23 protein-coding genes, 1 other RNA gene, 2 pseudogenes and 1 riboswitch are annotated in these 20,748 nt (G+C 69.3%); of the genes and pseudogenes, 14 read left to right on the top strand and 12 right to left on the bottom strand.

From position 1 onward, the window contains the following. A partial coding sequence (locus AC3IFE_RS10565) for an autotransporter assembly complex protein TamA (RefSeq protein WP_489190474.1) occupies window positions 1-1,342 on the bottom strand: 1,342 nt, incomplete at its 3' end. Between the two features lie 249 nt (window positions 1,343-1,591). On the opposite strand from AC3IFE_RS10565, the gene AC3IFE_RS10560 reads away from it, so the two are divergent. From AC3IFE_RS10560 to panD, 4 genes are all read left to right on the top strand, one after another. Next, on the top strand, window positions 1,592-1,780 hold the full coding sequence (locus AC3IFE_RS10560; RefSeq protein ID WP_006478107.1) for a DUF3460 family protein: 189 nt from the start codon (window positions 1,592-1,594) through the stop codon (window positions 1,778-1,780). Window positions 1,781-1,784: 4 nt separating this feature from the next. After that, window positions 1,785-2,657, top strand: coding sequence for a segregation and condensation protein A (locus AC3IFE_RS10555; RefSeq protein WP_089468184.1), 873 nt, complete (start codon window positions 1,785-1,787; stop codon window positions 2,655-2,657). Between the two features lie 259 nt (window positions 2,658-2,916). Next, window positions 2,917-3,756 carry a pantoate--beta-alanine ligase gene (panC, locus tag AC3IFE_RS10550; protein ID WP_089468271.1) on the top strand — a complete coding sequence of 280 codons (840 nt, stop codon included), beginning with the start codon at window positions 2,917-2,919 and terminating at the stop codon, window positions 3,754-3,756. Window positions 3,757-3,800: 44 nt separating this feature from the next. Continuing rightward, window positions 3,801-4,187 carry an aspartate 1-decarboxylase gene (panD, locus tag AC3IFE_RS10545; RefSeq protein WP_006484038.1) on the top strand — a complete coding sequence of 129 codons (387 nt, stop codon included), beginning with the start codon at window positions 3,801-3,803 and terminating at the stop codon, window positions 4,185-4,187. Window positions 4,188-4,325: 138 nt separating this feature from the next. Here the strand turns inward: panD and AC3IFE_RS10540 are convergent, their stop codons facing one another. From AC3IFE_RS10540 to AC3IFE_RS10525, 4 genes are all read right to left on the bottom strand, one after another. Next, window positions 4,326-4,985, bottom strand: coding sequence for a ParA family protein (locus AC3IFE_RS10540; protein ID WP_489190473.1), 660 nt, complete (start codon window positions 4,983-4,985; stop codon window positions 4,326-4,328). Between the two features lie 147 nt (window positions 4,986-5,132). Then, a complete protein-coding gene (locus AC3IFE_RS10535; protein WP_489190472.1) occupies window positions 5,133-5,546 on the bottom strand; it encodes a DoxX family protein in 414 nt (137 codons plus the stop codon). Window positions 5,547-5,694: 148 nt separating this feature from the next. Continuing rightward, window positions 5,695-5,832 (bottom strand): hypothetical protein, encoded by a 138-nt coding sequence (locus AC3IFE_RS10530; RefSeq protein WP_489190471.1) that lies wholly within the window; start codon window positions 5,830-5,832, stop codon window positions 5,695-5,697. An 82-nt stretch (window positions 5,833-5,914) separates the two neighbouring features. After that, entirely contained in the window at window positions 5,915-7,417 is a 1,503-nt protein-coding gene (locus AC3IFE_RS10525) for a cobyric acid synthase (protein ID WP_489190470.1), read from the bottom strand. Between the two features lie 74 nt (window positions 7,418-7,491). Between AC3IFE_RS10525 and cobU the strand changes: the two genes are divergently transcribed. Genes cobU through AC3IFE_RS10505 form a run of 4 tightly spaced genes read left to right on the top strand, consistent with a single transcriptional unit; the run spans window position 7,492 to window position 10,898 of the window. Beyond that, window positions 7,492-8,046 carry a bifunctional adenosylcobinamide kinase/adenosylcobinamide-phosphate guanylyltransferase gene (cobU, locus tag AC3IFE_RS10520; protein ID WP_489190469.1) on the top strand — a complete coding sequence of 185 codons (555 nt, stop codon included), beginning with the start codon at window positions 7,492-7,494 and terminating at the stop codon, window positions 8,044-8,046. Further along, a complete protein-coding gene (gene cbiB, locus AC3IFE_RS10515; protein ID WP_489190468.1) occupies window positions 8,040-8,984 on the top strand; it encodes an adenosylcobinamide-phosphate synthase CbiB in 945 nt (314 codons plus the stop codon). Before cobU ends, cbiB begins: the two co-directional genes overlap by 7 nt. Then, window positions 8,977-9,996 carry a threonine-phosphate decarboxylase CobD gene (cobD, locus tag AC3IFE_RS10510; protein WP_489190467.1) on the top strand — a complete coding sequence of 340 codons (1,020 nt, stop codon included), beginning with the start codon at window positions 8,977-8,979 and terminating at the stop codon, window positions 9,994-9,996. The genes cbiB and cobD overlap by 8 nt, the downstream gene beginning before the upstream one ends. Further along, window positions 9,993-10,898, top strand: a complete 906-nt coding sequence (locus tag AC3IFE_RS10505) for a cobalamin-binding protein (protein ID WP_489190466.1) — start codon at window positions 9,993-9,995, stop codon at window positions 10,896-10,898. Before cobD ends, AC3IFE_RS10505 begins: the two co-directional genes overlap by 4 nt. A 99-nt stretch (window positions 10,899-10,997) precedes the next feature. Here the strand turns inward: AC3IFE_RS10505 and cobC are convergent. From cobC to AC3IFE_RS10480, 5 genes and pseudogenes are all read right to left on the bottom strand, one after another. After that, a pseudogene (cobC, locus tag AC3IFE_RS10500) lies at window positions 10,998-11,579 on the bottom strand (alpha-ribazole phosphatase); the annotation flags it as partial. Further along, the gene (locus AC3IFE_RS10495) at window positions 11,564-12,316 is read right to left on the bottom strand and encodes an adenosylcobinamide-GDP ribazoletransferase (RefSeq protein ID WP_489190482.1); all 753 of its coding nucleotides are present in this window, start codon (window positions 12,314-12,316) and stop codon (window positions 11,564-11,566) included. The pseudogene cobC and the gene AC3IFE_RS10495, both read right to left, overlap by 16 nt. A gap of 13 nt (window positions 12,317-12,329) precedes the next feature. Beyond that, on the bottom strand, window positions 12,330-13,385 hold the full coding sequence (gene cobT / locus AC3IFE_RS10490; protein ID WP_489190465.1) for a nicotinate-nucleotide--dimethylbenzimidazole phosphoribosyltransferase: 1,056 nt from the start codon (window positions 13,383-13,385) through the stop codon (window positions 12,330-12,332). A 61-nt stretch (window positions 13,386-13,446) separates the two neighbouring features. Continuing rightward, window positions 13,447-14,265: an ABC transporter ATP-binding protein gene (locus AC3IFE_RS10485; protein WP_489190464.1), complete on the bottom strand. Its 819-nt coding sequence runs from the start codon at window positions 14,263-14,265 to the stop codon at window positions 13,447-13,449. After that, window positions 14,262-15,260 carry a FecCD family ABC transporter permease gene (locus AC3IFE_RS10480; protein WP_089468273.1) on the bottom strand — a complete coding sequence of 333 codons (999 nt, stop codon included), beginning with the start codon at window positions 15,258-15,260 and terminating at the stop codon, window positions 14,262-14,264. The genes AC3IFE_RS10485 and AC3IFE_RS10480 overlap by 4 nt, the downstream gene beginning before the upstream one ends. 158 nt (window positions 15,261-15,418) lie before the next feature. Beyond that, a riboswitch (cobalamin riboswitch) is annotated at window positions 15,419-15,667 on the bottom strand. 154 nt (window positions 15,668-15,821) lie between these two features. Here AC3IFE_RS10480 and AC3IFE_RS10475 point away from each other — a divergent pair. From AC3IFE_RS10475 to AC3IFE_RS10455, 5 genes are all read left to right on the top strand, one after another. Then, a complete protein-coding gene (locus tag AC3IFE_RS10475) occupies window positions 15,822-16,172 on the top strand; it encodes an ATPase (RefSeq protein WP_006478092.1) in 351 nt (116 codons plus the stop codon). Then, window positions 16,169-16,483, top strand: coding sequence for a cell division protein ZapA (locus AC3IFE_RS10470; protein WP_011352906.1), 315 nt, complete (start codon window positions 16,169-16,171; stop codon window positions 16,481-16,483). The genes AC3IFE_RS10475 and AC3IFE_RS10470 overlap by 4 nt, the downstream gene beginning before the upstream one ends. A gap of 81 nt (window positions 16,484-16,564) precedes the next feature. Next, window positions 16,565-16,746: non-coding RNA, 6S RNA (gene ssrS / locus AC3IFE_RS10465), on the top strand. A gap of 70 nt (window positions 16,747-16,816) precedes the next feature. Then, window positions 16,817-17,278: an EVE domain-containing protein gene (locus AC3IFE_RS10460; protein WP_489190463.1), complete on the top strand. Its 462-nt coding sequence runs from the start codon at window positions 16,817-16,819 to the stop codon at window positions 17,276-17,278. 182 nt (window positions 17,279-17,460) lie between these two features. Then, window positions 17,461-18,201, top strand: coding sequence for an SIMPL domain-containing protein (locus tag AC3IFE_RS10455; RefSeq protein WP_089468196.1), 741 nt, complete (start codon window positions 17,461-17,463; stop codon window positions 18,199-18,201). A gap of 137 nt (window positions 18,202-18,338) precedes the next feature. Here AC3IFE_RS10455 and lgt read toward each other — a convergent pair whose 3' ends face one another. Then, a complete protein-coding gene (lgt, locus tag AC3IFE_RS10450; RefSeq protein ID WP_489190462.1) occupies window positions 18,339-19,235 on the bottom strand; it encodes a prolipoprotein diacylglyceryl transferase in 897 nt (298 codons plus the stop codon). A gap of 89 nt (window positions 19,236-19,324) precedes the next feature. Next, a pseudogene (locus AC3IFE_RS10445) lies at window positions 19,325-20,206 on the bottom strand (LysR family transcriptional regulator); the annotation flags it as partial. Window positions 20,207-20,353: 147 nt separating this feature from the next. Between AC3IFE_RS10445 and AC3IFE_RS10440 the strand changes: the two are divergent. After that, a partial coding sequence (locus tag AC3IFE_RS10440; protein WP_489190461.1) for a dihydroxy-acid dehydratase domain-containing protein occupies window positions 20,354-20,748 on the top strand: 395 nt, incomplete at its 3' end.

The raw sequence follows: 20,748 nt of genomic DNA, 5'->3' as shown, positions 1-20,748 counted from the left end.
TGACCGCGAAGCTGGCCTCCGCGTGAATCAGGTTGCCCGAGCGCGGGAACAGCGGATCGTCGACGTTGCGGCGGGTCCACGCCCATTGCGGCACCAGCGCGCGGCTCGTGGTCGGCCCCGCACCGTTCTGGTCGAGCCGGTCCTGGTAGTACATCAACGAATACGAATAGTCGATGAACTGGCCGGTGCGCGTGCGCTGCACGCCGACCCGCGCGCTGTAGATGCGCGTATCCGACACGTTGGTGTTCGTGTACGACGCGAGCACGCTGTTGGTCCAGCCCTTCTCGCCCGGCGGCATCGACAGCTGGACCTGCCCGTACTGCTGGATCTGATCGACCCGGCCCGACACGGTCAGCGGCCACGCGGCGCCGAACGTGTTGAGATACGTATAGGAACCCTGCACGTGCGGCCCGGTGTCGGTCGCGAAGCCGACGCCGCCGCGGATGTTGTTGTACGGGAACTCGCTGACCTTCACGTGCACGGGCGTGAGCTCGGGCTTCGACGTATCGTCGCCGACGTCGATCGCGACGCTCGCGTAGTACGGCGTGTTCTGCAGCTGCCGCTGCAATTCGGTGATCCGCCGCACGTCGTAGATTTCACCCTCCGACAGCGGATTGACGTTCGTGACGATCTTTTCCGGATAACGGCGCACGCCGTCGACGTCGACCTTGCCGATCGTAAACGTCGGGCCGCTGTCGAACGCGACCGCGAGCGTCGCGCGCTGCGTGCGCGGATCGATACGCGCCTCGGACGACGCGATCTTCGCGCCGAGATAGCGGCGCGACTGCAGTTGCCGGAGCGCCGCGCCCTTCGCGTCGTCCCAGTCGGACTGCGTGAACGGGTCGCCCGGCTTCATCGAGAACGCGAACCGGGTGGCCGACTCCTGCTTCGGATCCTCGGTTTCGACGGGCCCCTTGAACGTCAGGTCCACCGTCGACACGATGGTCTGCTTACCCGGATCGACCGCGATGCGCACGTCGCGCTTGCCGTCGCGGGTGCGCACGTCGGTGCGCACGACCGGCGAGAAATAGCCGGCCGTCGCGGCCAGATCGCGCACCTGCTGCTGCGTGGCGGTCACGAGGAAGTCGAACTGGTCGTCGCTGATGTCGTCGCGCTTCGCGAAGCGGGCGATATCGAGATGCGCCTTCAGGAGCTTGCGGATCGAGCGCGGCGCGTCGATGTCGACGTCGTACTTCGCATGGGCCGGCAGCGCGAAGCATGCGGCCAGGCAACCCGCGAGGGCCGCCCGCGCGACGCGGGCCGCGGCGTCGGCGCGATCGCGTGCCGCGCGCCGGCCCGTGCGATGCGCCGTGTGTGCTTGCTGGTTCGACTGCCCCGCCAAATATGACCTCGCCGTCCTGGAGTGTTACGGTTTCGTGGAAAACCCTGTATTTGACCACAGGGCGCCGACGTCGCAGCCAAACGATTGTGAAAGAGTGCCAAGGCCCCGGCAGCGCCGCCGCACGATGCCCGCCAGCGCCGGCCCGCGGATTCGACGCGCGATTGGCGCCGGCTGTTCCCCGCGATGCGGTAAAATCCCGCCATCGAGAATCCGGCGCATCGTGCGCCGCCCGAAACGGAAGATCCAGCCATGCCGTACCAGTCCGACGTCACGCAGTTCCTGAACCAGCTCAAGCAGCAGAAGCCGACGCTCGAGGAAGAGCAACGCAAGGGCCGTTCCCTGCTGTGGGACAAGCAGCCGATCGATCTCGAAGAGCGCGCCGAGCAGCAGGAATCGCGCGTGAAGCAAACGTCGTACGTCTACTACCAGAACTTCTGACGACGTGAGCGCCGCCGACGAGGCCAACGCCGCCCGGCAGGACGACGCGATCGCCGCGCCCGCGGGCGCCGATTCGACGCCCGACACGGTCGACGGTGTCGCGGCGTTCGCTCGCCTGTACGGCGAGCCGCTGTTCAAGCTGCCGCAGGATCTCTACATCCCGCCCGACGCGCTCGAGGTGTTCCTCGAGACGTTCGAAGGCCCGCTCGACCTGCTGCTGTACCTGATCCGCAAGCAGAACTTCAACGTGCTCGACATCCCGATGGCGCAGGTCACCGCGCAATATCTCGGCTACGTCGATCAAATCCGCACGTCGAACCTCGAGCTCGCGGCCGAGTACCTGCTGATGGCCGCGATGCTGATCGAGATCAAGTCGCGGATGCTGCTGCCGGTGAAGAAGGCCGACACCGGCGAGGAAGCCGAGGATCCGCGCGCCGAACTCGTGCGCCGGCTGCTCGAGTACGAGCAGATGAAGCTTGCCGCGCAACGGCTCGACCAGTTGCCGCAGCTCGGCCGCGATTTCCTGCGCGCCGAGGTGTACATCGAGCAAAGCGTCACGCCGCGCTTTCCCGACGTGAATTCGGACGACCTGCGCGCCGCGTGGGCCGACGTGCTCAAGCGCGCGAAGCTCGTCCAGCACCACAAGATCTCCCGCGAGGAGCTGTCGGTGCGCGAACACATGAGCCTGATCCTGCGCCGGCTGCAGAACGCGCGCTTCATGGAATTCGCCGACCTGTTCGACACGTCGCGCGGCGTGCCGGTCGTCGTCGTGAACTTCATCGCGATGCTCGAACTCGCGCGTGAATCGCTGCTCGAGATCACCCAGGCCGAACCGTTCGCGCCGATCTACGTGCGTCTCGCGTACCTCCCCGCGTAAGGGCCGCCCCCGCCGCATCCCGTTCCCCGGTTCATCCCGACGCTCGCTGCTCCGCCGTGGCGGAAGGCCGTCCGGCGGGTGTCCGCCACGTCCCACTATAAAGTGAACGATCGTTCTTTTATCGATGCGTCGCGCGGCCAAATCCTCTACAATCCGCCGACGCCCGATGCGCCGCCCGCGCACGGCGTTCTCCGCTTCGACCCCGATGCCGCTGCCGCGGCGTCAACGCGCGCCTGCGCGAGGAACCCGCTACCCGATCATGAAAGTCATCAGCTCGATCCAGGAACTGCGCGACCAGCTGCGCGGACAGAACCGCACGGCGTTCGTGCCGACGATGGGCAACCTGCACGAAGGGCACCTGTCGCTGATGCGCCTCGCGCGCCAGCACGGCGACCCGGTCGTGGCGAGCATCTTCGTCAACCGGCTGCAATTCGGCCCGAACGAGGATTTCGACAAGTACCCGCGCACGCTCCAGGACGACATCGAGAAGTTGCAGCAGGAAAACGTGTACGTGCTGTTCGCGCCGACCGAGCGCGACATGTACCCCGAGCCGCAGGAGTACCGCGTGCTGCCGCCGGACGATCTGGGCGGGATTCTCGAAGGCGAGTTTCGCCCGGGCTTCTTCGCCGGCGTGTGCACGGTCGTCACCAAGCTGATGTCCTGCGTGCAGCCGCGCGTCGCCGTGTTCGGCAAGAAGGACTACCAGCAACTGATGATCGTGCGCCGGATGTGCCAGCAGCTCGCGCTGCCGGTCGAGATCATCGCGGCCGAGACCGTGCGCGACGAGGACGGCCTCGCGCTGTCGTCGCGCAACCGCTACCTGACGACCGACGAGCGCAAGGAAGCGCCGGAGCTCGCGAAAACGCTGCAGCGGGTGCGCGACAGCGTGCTCGGCGGCGAACGCGATCTCGGCAAGCTCGAGCAGCACGCGCACACGCACCTGGCCGAACGCGGCTGGCAGCCCGACTACATCGCGATCCGCCGCCGCGCGAACCTGATCGCGCCGAGCGCCGCCGAACTCGAAGCCGGCGAGCCGCTCGTCGTGCTCGCGGCCGCGAAGCTCGGCGCGACGCGCCTCATCGACAACCTGGAAATCTGACGCGCGGCCCGCCCGCGCCTCTCACGACGCATCACGGAGACACCATGCAGCGCCACATGCTCAAATCGAAGATCCACCGTGCGGCGGTCACGCACTGCGAACTGCACTACGAAGGTTCGTGCGCGATCGACGAAGACCTGCTCGAAGCGGCGGGCCTGATCGAAAACGAACGGATCGACATCTGGAACATCAACAACGGCGAGCGCTTCTCGACCTACGCGATCAAGGGCGAGCGCGGCAGCGGGATGATTTCGCTGAACGGCTCGGCCGCGCGCCGCGCGCAGCTCGGCGACCTCGTGATCATCGCGGCGTTCGCGATGGTCGACGAAGCCGAACTGCAGGCCGGCTGGAAGCCGAAGCTCGTGTTCATCGACGAAGGCAACAAGATCAAGGGCCACCGCGATCACGTGCCGACGCAGAACTGGACGTAAGCCGAGCGGCACGCTCGCGTGCCGGCGCGCGCGGGTGCCGCGACTCCGCTGGCTGCAGAAGGGCCGGATGCCGTATGCCACGGGATCCGGCCCTTTCTTATCGGGTCCCGGGTATCGCGCCGGCCGGACGGCGGCCGCTCAGGACGCCTTGACGGCCTTCTCGCCCTTCTGCACGCGACGCTCGGCCCATTCGACGATCGGCCGCCACTGTTCGAGATCCTTCTCCACGCGGCTTTTCGCGACATCCCACAGCGTCAGGCCGTGCGCGGCGATCTGCACGTAATTCTGCGTATCGCGCACGTAGCCGAGCACCGGCAGGCCGAGCCCTTCGACGAAGCGGTGCAACTGGTCGGACGAGCGCGTGCGCGCGTCGACCCGCATCCCGACGATCCCGACCTCGACGCTGCCCTTGCGCACGGCCTTCTCGCCGGCGAGGCGTTCCAGAAACTGCTGGGTCGCGAGAATATCGAACATCGACGGCTGCAGCGGCACGATCACCTTGTCGGCCAGTTGCAGCGCGACGTTGAGCCGCGTGCCGTGCAGGCCGGCCGGCGTATCGATCACCGCGTATTCGAGCCCGCGCGGCGGCTTCGACGGCGCCTCCGGATCGAGCTCCCACGCCTCGATCGCCGGCAAGCCGGCCGGCCGCAGGTCGAGCCACGCATGCGCGGACTGCTGCCGGTCCAGGTCGGCCAGCGCGACCCATGCGCCCTGCGCCGCGAAATAGCCGGCTAGATTGGTGGACAGCGTGCTCTTGCCCACGCCGCCCTTCGGATTCGCCACCACGATGACCGTCATGAATTCCCCCGAAAATGCCGCGCGGCGCCGGCCGCATGGCAGGCGCCGCTCGATTGCGGATACAGGGAGCGATGATATCGGCAAACCGGGGGTCACCGGAACCGGTGGTGTGGAACCATGCATCCCTTTCGTCTGCTTTCCTTGGGATTACGCACGCTGGAGGGTGGCCTCCCGCGCGCCGAGCGCGAACGCGCCGCCGCCCAGCAGCGCCTGGACGGCCAGCGTAACGGCCCAGAACGCCGGATATTCCCAGCCGCCGTGCGGCGACGCGAAACTCCAGCCGTTCGGCAGATGCGCGGCGACCGCGCCGAGCATGAACGGCAGCAGCACCAGCGCGGCGACGCGCACGCGGAACCCCGCGAGCAGCGCGAGGCCGCCCGCCAGTTCGACGAACGTGGTCAGGTACGCGAGCCAGCCCGGCAGGCCGATCGACGCGAAGAACTGCGCGGTGCCCGGCAGCGTGAAGACGAATACTTTCTGTGCGACGTGCGCGAGGTACAGCACGCCGAGGGCGACGCGCAGCAGCGTCGCGGCGAAATCGTTCAGGCGATTGGCGTTCATGACGAATTCCTTCGTGAGTGGAGGGGAATGGATCGCACTCTATTCGAATCGATTCGGCCGATAAACGCGCCAGCCCGCTTAAATTGATTCTCCTTTGGAACGAATCGACGCAAAAAAAGGGCATGACCGATCACGCCCTGCGTCCTGCTCAGTAACCGCCCTTGCCTTGCGTGGCGTCGCCGCCGGACTGGCCGCCGCCCGGCGCATACGAATCGCACGCATGCGCGGCCGCCGATGCGCCCAGCGGCACCGCGAGCAGGACGCCCCACCACCATCGAGCCCTCATCGTCGCCCTCCTTCGGGCGGACTTCCGCCCTCCTCGGTTGTATGCGATCGGGCGGAAAACGCGAGGGCCGACCCGCGCGGTTTCAACGAAACTCGGCGTACAGCGCGTCGAGGTCGAGGTGCTCGGCGAACGTGTCGGCCAGCCGCTCGAGCGACGCCTCGCGCAGCACCGGGTAGTCGATGCGGGCCGCGCCGTCGAGCCCGGCCCACGCGAGCAGCGCCGCGCAAGCGTCGGGCGCGTCGAACAACCCGTGCACGTAGGTCGCGAGAATCTGGTCATCGGCCGACCTCGCGCCGTCGGGACGCACGCCGTCCCGCGCGGCATCGGCGGCCAGCGTCAGCGCGGGCGTCGCGAGCGCCGGCCCGCGTGTGTCGCCCATGTGGATCTCGTAGCCGCGCACGGCCGCCGCGCCCGGCAGCGCGAGTTGCCCGGTCACGTTCTTCAGCGTCTTGTCGGGCTGCAGCGTCGTGTCGAAATCGAGCAGCCCGAGCCCCGGCACGCTGCCGGGCGCGCCTTCGAGGCCGAGCGGATCGTCGAGCGTGCGCCCGAGCATCTGCATGCCGCCGCAGATGCCGATCACCTTGCCGCCGTAGCGCAGATGGCGCCGGATCAGCGCGTCCCAGCCGGCGTCGCGCAGCCACGCGAGGTCGCGCTGCACGCTCTTCGAACCGGGCAGGATCAGCAGGTCGGCGTCGGGCACGGGGCCGCTCTTCCAGTACGTGAATTCGACCTGCGGATGCGCGCGCAGCGGATCGAAATCGGTGTGGTTGCTGATGCGCGGCAGCGCGGGCACGACGACGCGCAATACGCCGGCATCGCCGCGGGCGGCGGCGCGGCGCGCCTGTGCGGGCAGCATGTCCTCGGCGTCGAGCAGCAGCCCGTGCAGATACGGCAGCACGCCGAACACCGGCTTGCCCGTCCGCGCGCGCAGCCAGTCGAGCCCCGGTTCGAGCAGCTTGAGATCGCCGCGGAAGCGGTTGATCACGAAGCCGCGCACGCGCGCGCGCTCGCTGTCCGACAGGCAGGCGAGCGTGCCGACCAGATGCGCGAACACGCCGCCGCGATCGATGTCGGCGACGAGCACGACCGGGCAGTCGACGCGCTCGGCAAAGCCCATGTTCGCGATGTCGCCGTCGCGCAGGTTGATCTCGGCCGGGCTGCCGGCGCCTTCGACGATCACCGTGTCGTAACCGGCGCGCAGGCGCGCATACGACTCGAGCACCGCATCGAACGCGACGGGCTTGTAGTCGTGATACGCCCGCGCGTCGAGGTTCATGCGCGCCTTGCCGTGAATGATCACCTGCGCGCCGCGGTCGCTCGTCGGCTTCAGCAGCACCGGATTGAAATCCGTATGCGGCGCGACGCCGGCGGCCAGCGCCTGCAACGCCTGCGCGCGGCCGATCTCGCCGCCGTCGACCGTCACCGCGCTGTTGAGCGCCATGTTCTGCGGCTTGAACGGCGCGACGCGCGCGCCGCCGCGGCGCGCGAGGCGGCACAGGCCCGCGACGAGCGTGCTCTTGCCCGCGTCGGACGTCGTGCCCTGGATCATCAGCGTGCCGCGCGGCCGCGGCTCGGGTGCATTCATCGTGTGAAAGGTGTCGCGAGGCAAAGGCGGCATTATCGCCCGCGCCGGGTCGCCCGCGCCGTTACAATCACGCGATGATTCCGCACGACCTCACCTTCGTCCTCGGCGGCGCGCGCTCGGGCAAGAGCGCGCATGCCGAGCGGCTCGCCGCCGACAGCGGCCGCCCCGTCACCTATATCGCGACCGCGACCGCCGCCGATGCCGAATTCGCGCAGCGCATCGCGCACCACCGCGCGCGCCGGCCGGCCGACTGGGGGTTCGCCGACGCACCCGTCGATCTCGCGGGCACGCTCGCGCGCCTCGACGACCCGCACGCGTGCCTGCTCGTCGACTGCCTGACGCTGTGGCTCATGAACCTGCTGTGCCCGGCCGACGGCGCACCGCTCGACGACGCACAATACGCGGCGCACGTCGAGCGGCTCGAGCATGCGCTGCGCGGCGCGCGTGCGAAGGTGATCGTCGTCAGCAACGAGATCGGGCTCGGCGTCGTGCCGCTCGGGTCGGTCACGCGCCGCTACGTCGACGAGCTCGGCCGCCTGAACCAGCGCGTCGCCGCGCTCGCGACACGCGTCACGCTGCTGGTTGCCGGGCTGCCGCTCGACCTCAAGGCGGGCGCGCCGTCATGCTGATGCTGTCGCTGCCCGTCGTCGCGATGCTCGCGGTCGCGGCCGCGATCGTCGACCGCGCCATCGGCGAGCCGGCCGGCTGGCATCCGCTCGTCGCGTTCGGCCGCTTCGCCGCGCGCATCGAAGCCGCAATGAACACCGGCCGGCGCGGCCGCGTGAACGGCGTCGCCGCGTGGCTCGCGGCGGTCGTGCCGCCGGTGGCCATCGCGGCATGCCTCGTCGCCGTGCTGCCGTGGCCGTTCGCGGCGGCGCTGCACGTCGCGCTGCTGTGGTTCGCGCTCGGCGCGAAGAGCCTCGCCGACCACGTCGCGCCGATCGCCGCCGCGCTGCTGCGGCGCGACCTCGACGCGGCGCGCACGCTGACCGCGCGCATCGTGTCGCGCGACACGAGCCACGCGGACGAAGGCGCGCTATCGCGCGCGGCCGTCGAATCGGCGCTCGAAAACGGCAACGACGCGATCTTCGGCGCGCTCTTCTGGTTCGTCGTCGCGGGCGGCCCCGGCGCGTTGCTGTTCCGGCTCGCGAATACGCTCGACGCGATGTGGGGCTATCGCACGCCGCGCTTCCTGACCTTCGGCTGGGCCGCCGCGCGCATCGACGACGCGCTGAACTGGGTGCCCGCGCGCCTCACCGCCGCGAGCTACGCGCTGCTCGGCGACACGGCCGCCGCGTGGCGCTGCTGGCGCACGCAGGCGCGCCACTGGGACAGCCCGAACGCAGGCCCCGTGATGGCCGCGGGCGCCGGCAGCCTGAACGTGCAGCTCGGCGGCCCGGCCGTCTATCACGGCGAGATCGAGGAGCGGCCGGTGCTCGGCACCGGCGCCACGGCCACCGCCCTTCACATCGTCGCCGCGCTGTCGCTCGTCACGCGCACGCTCGCGCTGTGGCTCGCGCTGCTGATCGCGAGCGGCGCACTCGCCATGGCCACCCATCATGTCTGATTCATCCATCGCGCACGGCGGCAACCTGCATGAGGCCGCCCGCCGCCACGGCATTCCGTATGACGCATGGCTCGACCTGTCGACCGGCATCAATCCGGTCGGCTACCCGGTTCCGCCCGTGCCGGCCGACGCCTGGCGCCGGCTGCCCGACGAGGGCGACGGCCTCGCGGCCTGCGCCGCGCAGTATTACCGCGCGCCCGACGCCGCGCACGTGCTGCCGGTCGCCGGCAGCCAGGCCGCGATCCGCGCGTTGCCGGCGTTGCTGCCGGCCGGCGACGCCGGCGTCGCACCGCTCGCATACGGGGAATACGCGCCCGCGTTCGCGCGCCACGGCCATCGCGTCGTCGCGCTCGACATCCGCGCGAATACGCTGCCCGCGACGCTGCGCCACGTCATCGTCGGAAATCCGAATAATCCGACCGCCGAGTTCGTGCCGACCGAACGCCTGCTCGGCTGGCATGCGCAACTGGCGGCACGCGGCGGCACGATGATCGTCGACGAAGCGTTCGCCGATACGGGCGCGACGCCGTCGCTCGCGCCGCAGGTCGATCGCGCGGGGCTCGTCGTGCTGCGCTCGGTCGGCAAGTTCTTCGGGCTCGCCGGCATTCGCGCGGGCTTCGTGCTCGCGCATCCCGCGCTGATCGCCGCGCTGCGCGACAGGCTCGGCGCATGGACGGTCAGCGGCCCCGCGCGCCACGCGGTCGCCGCGGCGTTCGCCGACCGTGCGTGGCAGGCCGCCGCGCGCGAACGGCTCGCGGCCGACGGCGAGCGGCTGGCCGCGCTGCTGCGTACGCACGGCTTCGCGGTGCGCGCGACGCCGCTGTTCAGTTGGACCGACGATCCGCGCGCCGCGGCGCTGCATGCGGCGCTCGCGGCACGCGGAATCTGGACGCGGTACTTCCCGTCGCCGTCGAGCGTACGCGTCGGCCTGCCCGGCAGCGAAGCCGAATGGCGGCGCCTCGGTGATGCGCTCGCACACTGCGTGCCGCTCCCGCAGCAGGCCTCGGCATGAGTCCGCGCCTGTTCCACCGGCTGACGCTGGCCGCGCTCGCTCACGCGCCGCTCGTCCACGCCGACGTCACGACACGCGACGACGCCGGCCATACCGTCACGCTGCCCGCGCCCGCGCAGCGCGTGATCAGCCTCGCGCCGCACGCGACCGAGCTCGTCTACGCGGCCGGCGGCGGCGCGAAGCTCGTCGGCACCGTCACGTACAGCGACTATCCGCCCGCCGCGCAAGCGGTGCCGCGCGTCGGCGACAACAAGGCGCTCGATCTCGAACGCATCGCCGCGCTGAAGCCCGACCTGATCGTCGTGTGGCGGCACGGCAACGCCGAGCGGCAGACCGATGCGCTGCGCGCGCTGCACATCCCGCTGTTCTTCAGCGAGCCGAAGCATCTCGACGACGTGTCGTCGTCGTTGCGCCGGCTCGGCACGCTGCTGGGCACGCAACCGGCCGCCGACGCTGCCGCGGCCGCCTTCACGCGGGACATCGCGACACTGCGCGCACGCTACGCGGCTCGCCCGCCCGTCACGATGTTCTTCCAGGTGTGGGATCGCCCGCTGACGACGCTCAACGGCACGCACCTGATCAACGAAGTGTTCGAACTCTGCGGCGGCCGCAACGTGTTCGCGTCGCTCAAGCCGCTCGCGCCGACCGTGACCGACGAGGCGGTGCTCGCGGCCAATCCGGAGGCGATCGTGACGACGAGTGCCGGCGCGACCCGTTCGAACGAACCGCTGCCGAGCCTCGCGCGCTGGCGCGCGTGGCCCGCGCTGACGGCCGTGGCGCGCAACAACCTGTTCGCGATCGATGGCGATCTGCTGACGCGGCCGTCGCCGCGGATCGCGCAAGGCGCGGCCGCGCTATGCGAGGATCTGGATGCCGCGCGTGCGCGGCGGCCGGCGCATTGATTTCCGGCGGCCGTCACGTTCATCGCGCACTCATACCGAATGCGTCCGGTGCTCGGCTCCGTGCGCCGCGTCGTTCACATGCAGACGCAAGTGCGCCTCTGCGTCCCAATGCACGACTTCCCACGTTCGCGCGGCGTCCTCGCTGCGCAGCCACACCACCCCACCCGTCGGCACCGGCCGCGACAGCAACGTGTCGAGCGGCACGCGCAACACATGCGACGCGAATACGCGGATCACACCCGCATGCGTGACGATCCATTGCGGCCCGTCGAGCTTCACAACCGCATCGGCCCGCCGCGCCACCCGCGCGACGAAGCGCTCGACGCTTTCTCCGCCGTGCCCGCACGCATGCATCAGGTCGGCCGCCCACGCATCGAGCGCCGCGCGGTCGATATCGTCCCAGCGCTGCATTTCCCACGCGCCGAAATCCATTTCCTGCCAGTCGTCATCGCGCAGCAGCGGTACGTCGAACGCCCGCGCGAGCCGTTCGGCAACCGACGCGCAGCGCGTCAGCGGGCTCGTCCACACCCGTTCGGGCGACGGTATACCCCGTTCCGCCAAATGCGCGCGCACGGCCTGCGCGCCGTCGTCAGCCGACTCGGCGAGCGGCACGTCGCTGCGCCCGTAGCAGACGCCCGGCTCGATGCCGACGGCCGGATGACGGATCAGGACGACGTCCATCCGAGCACCACCAGATAGATCGCCAGTTCGCCCAGTTGCTGCGCGAAGCCGAGACAGTCGCCCGTATAACCGCCGATCCGCTTCACGAAATAGCGGGCCAGGCATGCGCGCACGAGCACGAGCGCCACGCATGCGGCAACGCCCATGCGCCAATCCGGCCAGAATAGCCACGGCAGTCCGAACACCGCCGCGACGCCCGCCGCGCGTGCGCCCATCCGTTGCGCGACCGGCTTCGCCTTGCCTTCGGGCCGCACGTAGTCGAGCGTCGTCAGCAGGCTCACCGCCATCGCACGGCTCGCCGCGTGCGCGGCGATCATCGTCCATGCGGCGCGCAGCGGCAGCATCGACGCCAGCGCCTGCCATTTCAAGCCGAGGGCGACGACGAGCGCGACCGCGCCGAACGTGCCGATCCGCGAATCGTGCATGATGCGCAGCACGTCGTCGCGCGTGTAACCGCCGCCGAACGCATCGCAACTGTCGGCAAGGCCGTCTTCGTGGAACGCGCCGGTCGCGAGCAGCGTCGCAGCCATCGACAGCCCCACCGCGATCGATGGCGGCAGCGCGCGCAGCGCGACGAGATAGACGAGCGCGCCCCATGCGCCGACGCACGCGCCGACGAGCGGAAAATAGCGCGCGGCCTGGTCGAGGTCGCCGGCCGTGTAGCCGATCGAGCGCGGCACGGGCACGCGCGTGAAATAGCCGAGCGCGACGAAGAAGTAGCGCAGTTCGGCCCGCATGCCGCGCGCGCGCTCAGGCGTCACGATCGTCGACGCCGGCGGATTCGAAGCTCGCCATCTCGCTGAGGAACGCGGCGGCCGCGCGCACCAGCGGCAGCGCGAGCGCGGCGCCCGTGCCTTCGCCGAGCCGCAGGTCGAGCGCGAGCAGCGGCTTCGCGCCGAAATGCTCGAGCATGCGCCGGTGGCCGGCCTCGTGCGACGTATGCGAGAACACGCAATAGTCGCGCACGCCGGGCGCGATGCGCTCGGCGACGAGCAGCGCGGCGGTCGCGATGAAGCCGTCGACGAGGATCGTCATCCGCTCGCTCGCGGCCGCGAGGTACGCGCCCGTCATCATCGCGATCTCGAAGCCGCCGAACGTCGCGAGCACGTCGAGCGGCGCGATCGCATGCGAGTGCTTGACGAGCGCGCGGCCGAGCACCGCGCGCTTGTGCGCGAGGCCCTGATCGTCGAGGCCCGTGCCGCGGCCGACGCATGCGTCGATCGGTACGTCGAGCAACCGGCTCATCAGGCACGCGGCCGACGACGTGTTCGCGATCCCCATCTCGCCGAAGCCGATCACGTTCGTGCCGAGCGACGCGTGCAGGCGGACGCGCGCCGCGCCCGCGGCCAGCGCCGTCATCGCTTCTTCACGCGTCATCGCCGGTTCCGCCGCGAAGTTGCGCGTGCCGCGCGCGACCGGCAGCGACACCAGCCGGTCCGACAGCGGCAGCGGCGACGCGACGCCCGCATCGACGATCTCGAGCGTGCTCTGCGCGACGCCCGAAAACGCGTTGATCGCCGCGCCGCCGGCGAGGAAGTTCGCGACCATCTGCGCCGTCACCGCCTGCGGATAAGGGCTGACGCCCTCGGCCGCGATCCCGTGATCGCCCGCGAACACGATCGTCACGGGACGCTGCACGCCCGGCCGCTCGGTGCGCTGGATCAGGCCGATCTGCAGCGCGAGCGCCTCGAGCTGGCCGAGGCTGCCGGGCGGCTTGGTCTTGTGGTCGATCACGTGCTGCAGGCGCGTGCGCAGCGCGTCGTCGAGCGGCGCGATCGCGGGCGGGAATTGGGTCGAAATGGTCATCGGGAAGCCGTGTGGTGGGGGCGGCATGCGCCGCGCATCGGAAAATTCGGAACGGGAAAGATCATTGTCGCGCGGGCCACGCCGGCAGCAGCGCATCGCGGCCGTTCTCGCGGATCAGCACGAGCGGATAGCCGAACGCGTCGCTCGCGCGCTCCGGCGTCAGCACGTCGTGCACGAGGCCGGCCCACGCATGGCCGCAGCCGTCGAGCAACAGCGCATGCGTCGCGAAACGCCGTGCGAGATTCAGGTCGTGACACGAAAACATCACCGTGCGCGGGCCTGCCGCGAGCCAGGCGGCCAGCGCCGTCAGGCAGTCGATCTGGTGATGCAGGTCGAGATGCGCGAGCGGTTCGTCGAGCAGCATCAACGGCGCATCCTGGCACAGCGTCGCGGCCAGCGCGACCCGCTGCCGCTCGCCGCCCGACAGCGACATCACGTCGCGCGACGCGAGCAGGCTCAGGTCGAACGTCGCGAGCGCATCGCGCGCGGCCGCGCGGTCGCCGTCGCGCTCCCACCCCCAGCCGCCGAGATACGGAAAGCGGCTGAGCAGCACCGTGTCGAACACGGTCGCGCTGAACGCATCGTGCAATTGCTGCGGCATCAGTGCGCGGCGCTGCGCGAGGTGTTCGGGGCGCCACGCGGCAAGCGGCCGGCCGTCGATCTCGACGTGTCCCGCGGCGGGCGGCTGCAGTCCCGCGAGCGTCGCGAGCAGCGTCGTCTTGCCCGCGCCGTTCGGCCCGGCGACGCACCAGATCTCGCCGGGGCGGAACACCTGCGTGAAGTGGTCGAGCAGCGTGCGCGCGCCGGCCTTGAGCGTCAGGTCGACGGCCATGTAGCGCATGTCGCCGGCGGCGGCATTCCGTACTGCGGCGCCCGTCATCGCATCGGCCTCCTCAGCAGCATCCACAGGAACGTCGGCACGCCGATCAACGCGGTCATGACGCCGACCGGCAATTGCGCGGGCGCGATCGCGGTGCGCGCGAGCAGGTCGGCCGCCATCACGCCGCCGCCGCCCGCGAGCATCGCGGCCGGCAGCAGCATCCGCTGGTCGTTGCCGAACGCGAGCCGCAACGCATGCGGCACGACGAGGCCGACGAAACCGATCGTCCCGGCCGTCGTGACCGCGGCCGCGGCGGCCAGCGACGCGACGAGATAGATCCGCACGCGCAGGCGCGCGACCGGCACGCCGAGCGCGAGCGCGCTCGCGTCGCCGCGCAGCAGCACGTTCAGTTGCGGCGCGGCCGGCAACGCGACGCCTGCGCTCAGCAGCAGCGCGCCCCACGCGAACCACGGCGCCGTCGCGCCGTTCAGGTCGCCCGTCAGCCAGAAGATGATGCCGCGCAACCGCGCGTCGGGCGCGAGCGACAGCAACAGCGTGACGAGCGCGCCCCACCCCGCCGCGATCACGACGCCCGTGAGCAGCAGCCGCGGCGACGCGTCGCGCGATTCGCCGCGCCACAGCTCCCGCCTCGCGAGACCGAGCACCAGCGCGACCGATACGAGCGAACCGGCGAACGCGGATGCGTCGACGAGCCACCACGCGCCGCCCGCGATCATCGCGACGAGCGCGAAACCGGCCGCACCGCCCGACACGCCCAGCACGTACGGCTCCGCGAGCGGATTGCGCAGCAGCACCTGCAACAACGCGCCGGCCAGCGCGAGCAGCGCGCCGCACGCGAAACCCGCGAGCGCGCGCGGCAGGCGCAGCGTGCGCACGATATCGGCGAACAGGGTGTCGCCGCCGTGCGGCACGAGCGATGCGAGTGCTTGCCACGGCGACATCGGCACGCTGCCGATCGACAGCGACGCGACGAACAGCAGCGCGACCACGGCGCCCAGCGCGGCCCAGATGACGCCGGCGCGCGCGGCGTTCATGCCGCGCACGGCCGCGCGCACGACGCGCGGCGCATCCGCTGGCGGTAGCCGGCCGCGCGCGACATGGGCGCGTGGCGGACGATTGGGGTCGGCATCGAAGAACGTTCCGTGAACATTGCGCGCCCCGCTTCCCCGCAGGCCGCGCGTCATGGAGCCCGTGCGGGCTCCCCGTCTCGGCCGGTATCCGGGCTGGCGGCGGTCCGGCTCGCCTTCCCGCGCAATGATGCGCAGTGGCCCGCGCCCGCGTGCGACCTGCACGCGAAACGCGCCCGAGCCGGCCTGCGTCACGCGACGCGGCCGCTTACCGTTGCGGGGGCAGCGCAGGTTGGCGTGCTCCTCGAGCCCGCACCCTGCTTCCCGTTTAACCGCGCGTCCTGCGCGCGAGCACCGAGGCGGCGCCAGTTTAGGAGCCGGTCGCGCGAGCGTCAAGGAAGCATCCGGACTCGCGCGGGAAGCGCCGATTCGCGGCAAGAAGCAGGGGTGTTACGACTGGAAACGTTACAGATGTCGGATTGGGCGGTATTCCGCGCTAAAATGCTGGGTCTTTAGAGGACGCAGCAAATGCTCAACGAACTCGAAACCCTGTCTCAAAATATTGGCCGTCTGATTTCGCTGAACAAGCGCTATCACTCGGAACGGCTCGCGCTCGAGGAGCAGGTCGCGCAATTGCGCGCGGAAGCGGACACGGTCCGCGCGGAACTCGCGCAGCTGCGCGACGAACGCAATGCGCTCGCGGCCGAGCGCGACACGTTGTCGGCGAAGATCGACGACGCCCAGGTAAAACTGAACGCGATTCTCGAAAAGCTGCCGCGCTCGAAGAGCGCGGAGCAAGCCGACAACCAGCTCGACCTGCTCGATGCGCAAGCGCGCACGGATGGCGATGATGCGGCCAGCCACGGAGAACATGCATGAGCACCAAGCAGATCGAAGTCTCGATTCTCGGTCAGGCCTATCGGCTCGCCTGTTCGGCCGAGACCGAAGCGGCGCTGCTCGAAGCGGTCGCGCGCGTCGATGCCGAAATGTCGAAAATCCGCTCGAACAGCTCGGTGCGCGGCACCGATCGCATCGCGGTGATGGCGGCGCTGTCGCTCGCGTCGGAATTGCTGCGGTTGCAAACGAGCGTGCGGCACGGTGAAGCATTTCCGGCGGAAGAAATCCGTCGTACAATGCACCAGATGAACGAACAACTCGGCGCGGTGCTCGCACAGCACGAGACGCAGTAACGTTTCAAACGATGCGTCGATTCCGCTTGATCTCGACGGTCAACGGTGGTCAAATTGGCGCATCGAAACACAGTTCAGTCAGCTTCCCTGCCTGGTTCGCCAAGGTCATATATTCCTTGAACCAATGCCATGTGCACGGTTGCGGAAATTTGTAGCACGGGCGCGCGCGTCACTCTGTCTGATGTACCCGAAGTGCTGCTAACTGCGACCAATTCTGAACCTCAGGTTCAGGATGCCGGCCTAGCGGCCAAGGCGGGGGCCTATCCAACGGCATCGGGCAACTCCCGGTGCCGTTTTCTTTTGTAGCAGCCTCTTTTTGCGTCGATCACGACCATGCAATACTGGCTGATGAAGTCCGAACCGGACGAAGCAAGCATCGACGATCTCGCCAACGCACCGCAGCGTTCGCTGCCGTGGACCGGCGTGCGCAACTATCAGGCGCGCAATTTCATGCGCGACACGATGAAGATCGGCGACGGCGTGCTGTTCTATCACTCGAGCTGCCCCGAACCGGGCATCGCGGGTCTCGCCGAAGTGTCGTCCACGCCCTACCCCGATCCCACGCAGTTCGATCCGAAAAGCCCCTATTACGACCCGAAATCGACACAGGAAGCGCCACGCTGGCTGCTCGTCGACGTGCGCTTCGTGAAGAGGTCGCCGCTCGTACCGCTCGCCTCGCTGCGCGAGCACGACGAGCTCGCCGACATGCGCGTGCTCGCCCGCGGCAACCGGCTGTCGATCACGCCCGTCACGCGCGCGGAATGGCGGTTCATCACCGAAAAGTTGATGAAGTAGGCACCGGCCAAAACGTCAAATCTGGTCAGTACGCACGGCCGTCACGGAACTCGCGATGCTTTCGCGCGGCCTAAGCAACCGCTGTCGGCCGATCGGGCCGGCTGTCGTTTTTTTCGTCGCGCGGTACGCCCGCGTCGCGCACGCGTGATCCGCGTGCGCGCCCTCGCACAAGGAGTCCAACAATGACCAAGAAATCCGCTCTCGCGCTGTCGCTCGCCCTCGCCGCCGCCGTTCCCGTCGCGCTGACGCTCGCGTCGCCCGCCGCGCACGCCCAGGCCGCGAACCCGCACTTTCCGGAGCCGGCCGGCGTGCTGTCGCTTTCGTCGCAGGCCAGCGCCGACGTGCCGCAGGACATCATCCACATCACGCTGTTCTACGAGCAGCAGGCCAAGGACCCGGGCAGTCTCACCGCGCAGTTGAACCAGCGCGCGGATGCGGCGCTGTCGCAGGCGAAGGGCGTGTCGGGCGTCACCGCGCACACGGGCGCGTTCTCGGTGTATCCGAGCACCGATCGCGACGGCAAGATCTCCGCATGGCGCGGCCGCACCGAAGTCGCGCTCGAATCGCGCGATTTCGCCGCGGCATCGAAGCTGGCAGGCCAGTTGTCGAACCTGATGCAAGTCGCGAACGTCGAGTTCTCGCTGTCGCCGGAAGCCCAGCGCACGGCCGAGCAGAAGCTCACGACCGAAGCGATCAAGTCGTTCCGCGCCCGCGCGGACGAAGCCGCGAAGGCGTTCGGCTACAACAGCTACACGATCCGCGACGTGAACGTCGGCAGCGGCCGCAACGTGCAGCCGTACCCGCGCATGATGGCGATGGCCGCGGCGCCGATGGACAGCGCGAAGATGAGCGCGCCGATCGCGGTCGAAGGCGGCAAGGCCACCGTGTCGGTCACCGTCAACGGCTCCGTGCAGATGAAGTAACGCGCATCGCGCCGTTGTCGGAAACGCAAAACGCCGGCCCTCGGGCCGGCGTTTTTCATGTGCATCCGGGTAGCCGATGCGCACGCCGATCGCGCGTGCATCGATACCGCGTCATGCGGCCACCTCATGCGTCCACTTCAAGCAGCCGCATTCGCGTTCGCCGCGCGGCGGCGATACGCCCACACCATCAGCGCGATACCCGCGACGATCATCGGCAGCGACAGCCACTGCCCCATCGACAGGCCAAGCGCGAGCAGGCCGAGGAAGTCGTCGGGCTCGCGCGCGAACTCGACCGTGAAACGCGCGAGGCCATAACCGATCAGGAACAGCGCGGATATCGCGCCCATCGGCCGCGGCTTGCGCGCGAACAGGAACAGCACGAAGAACAGCGCGATCCCCTCGAGCGCGATTTCATAGAGCTGCGAAGGATGGCGCGGCAGCATCTGGTATTGCATGAACACGTCGGCGAGATGCCACTTCTCGACAAGCTCGGGATGTTTCGGCAGCCATGCCGCGTCGTCGCGCATCGCGCCGGGGAACAGCATCGCCCACGGCGCCGTCGGATCGGTCACGCGGCCCCACAGCTCGCCGTTGATGAAATTGCCGAGCCGCCCGGCCGCGAGCCCCGTCGGCACCATCGGCGCGACGAAATCGGTGACCTGCAGCCAGTGCCGCTTGCGCTGCCACGCGAACAGCACCATCGCGAGCGTCACGCCGAGGAAGCCGCCGTGAAACGACATGCCGCCTTCCCACACCTTGAACACGTCGAGCGGATGCGAGAAATAGAAATCGGCCTTGTAGAACAGCACGTAGCCGAACCGGCCGCCGAGCACGGTGCCGAGCACGCCGTAGAACATCATGTCGTCGATGTCCTTTGCGGTCCAGCCCTGCGCGGCGACGTGCGGCAGCTTCAGGCGGATGCGACCGACGACGATCGCCGCGATGAAGCCGACGAGATACATGAGACCGTACCAGCGCACGGCCAGCGGCCCGAGATGGATCGCAACGGGGTCGAAATTCGGGTGAATGATCATGGGTTAGCGAAGAAGTTTTCGAATACGGTACGGCCATCGCACAGATGCAGGACCGCGCATTGGACGGCGCCCGCGCGCCATCGTTCACGTCACGCGGCCGGACCGTGCGCACGCACGACGTCGATGAAGCTGACGAGCACGGGACTCACGTCGCCGGTGCGCCACGCGAGGCCCGTCTCGACGACCGGCGCGTGACCGGCCAGCGGCCGGTAGACCACGCCGGTGCGCCGCAGGTTACGCAGCGATTGCGGCACCCGTGCGACGCCCATGCCGGCCGACACGAGGCTGACGATCGTCTGCATCTGGATCGCCTCCTGGCCGATGCGCGGGGTTTCCCCCGCCGCGCCGTAGCAGCCCGTAATGATGTCATAAAAGCCGGGCGCCAAACGGCGCGGAAAGATCACGAGCGGCAACGCGGCGACGTCGGCAAGCTGCACCGGCTCGTCCTCGGGCGCGGCGGACGTCGGCCGGCATCGCGACCACCAGCGGCTCGCGCACGACGGGCAGGTACGACAGCCCGGCCGCGTGGCGCGGCGGCACGGGCGGAATCACGAGCCCCGCGTCGATGCGCCCCGCGACGAGTTCGTCGATCCGCACGTCGCTCGTCGCTTCCGCGAGCTGCAGCCGCACCTGCGGATAGCGCGCGCCGAACGCACGCAGCAACGACGGCAGCAGCCCGTAATCGGCGGTCGACACGAACGCGAGCGACAGCGAGCCGGCGCGCCAGCGGCGGCAGCGCATCGCGCCGACGCCAGCAGCCGGCGCACCTCCGGCAGCAGCGCCGGGCCGACCGCAGTCAGCGCGACCGAGCGCTTGGTCCGCACGAACAGCGCGACGCCAAGCGCGTCCTCGAGCGCGCGGATCGCCTGCGACAGCGGCGGCTGCGTCATCGACAGGCGCTCGGCCGCACGGCCGAAATGGCGCTCGTCGGCGACGGTCGCGAAATAGCGCCACTGGCGGAGGTCGGGGGTGGGTCGGCCATGCTCGACTCATTCGAAAAACGACTTAATGTACGACAAATAATATATTGGACATCCCAGAACGGAAACTCCATGCTTGATCGACCCACCCGGCGCACCGGTCGCGCCGGCGTCGCCACAACAACGATGGAGCTCCCCATGTCGTACAACCGCCGCTCTAAAAACATCACGCAAGGCGTGGCCCGTTCGCCGAACCGCTCGATGTATTACGCCCTCGGCTACCAGAAGGACGATTTCGACAAGCCGATGATCGGCATCGCGAACGGCCATTCGACGATCACGCCGTGCAATTCCGGCCTGCAGCGGCTGTCGGACGCGGCGGTCGCGTCAGTGAAGGCGGCCGGCGCGAACCCGCAGATCTTCGGCACGCCGACGATTTCGGACGGCATGTCGATGGGCACCGAAGGGATGAAGTACTCGCTCGTGTCGCGCGAAGTGATCGCCGATTGCATCGAAACCTGCGTGCAGGGCCAGTGGATGGACGGCGTGGTGGTGGTCGGCGGCTGCGACAAGAACATGCCGGGCGGCATGAT

Source organism: Burkholderia sp. APQ4-4ca (assembly GCF_057837105.1).
Note: the sequence above shows the minus strand (reverse complement) of the source record. Positions and strands in the feature narration are given on the sequence as shown.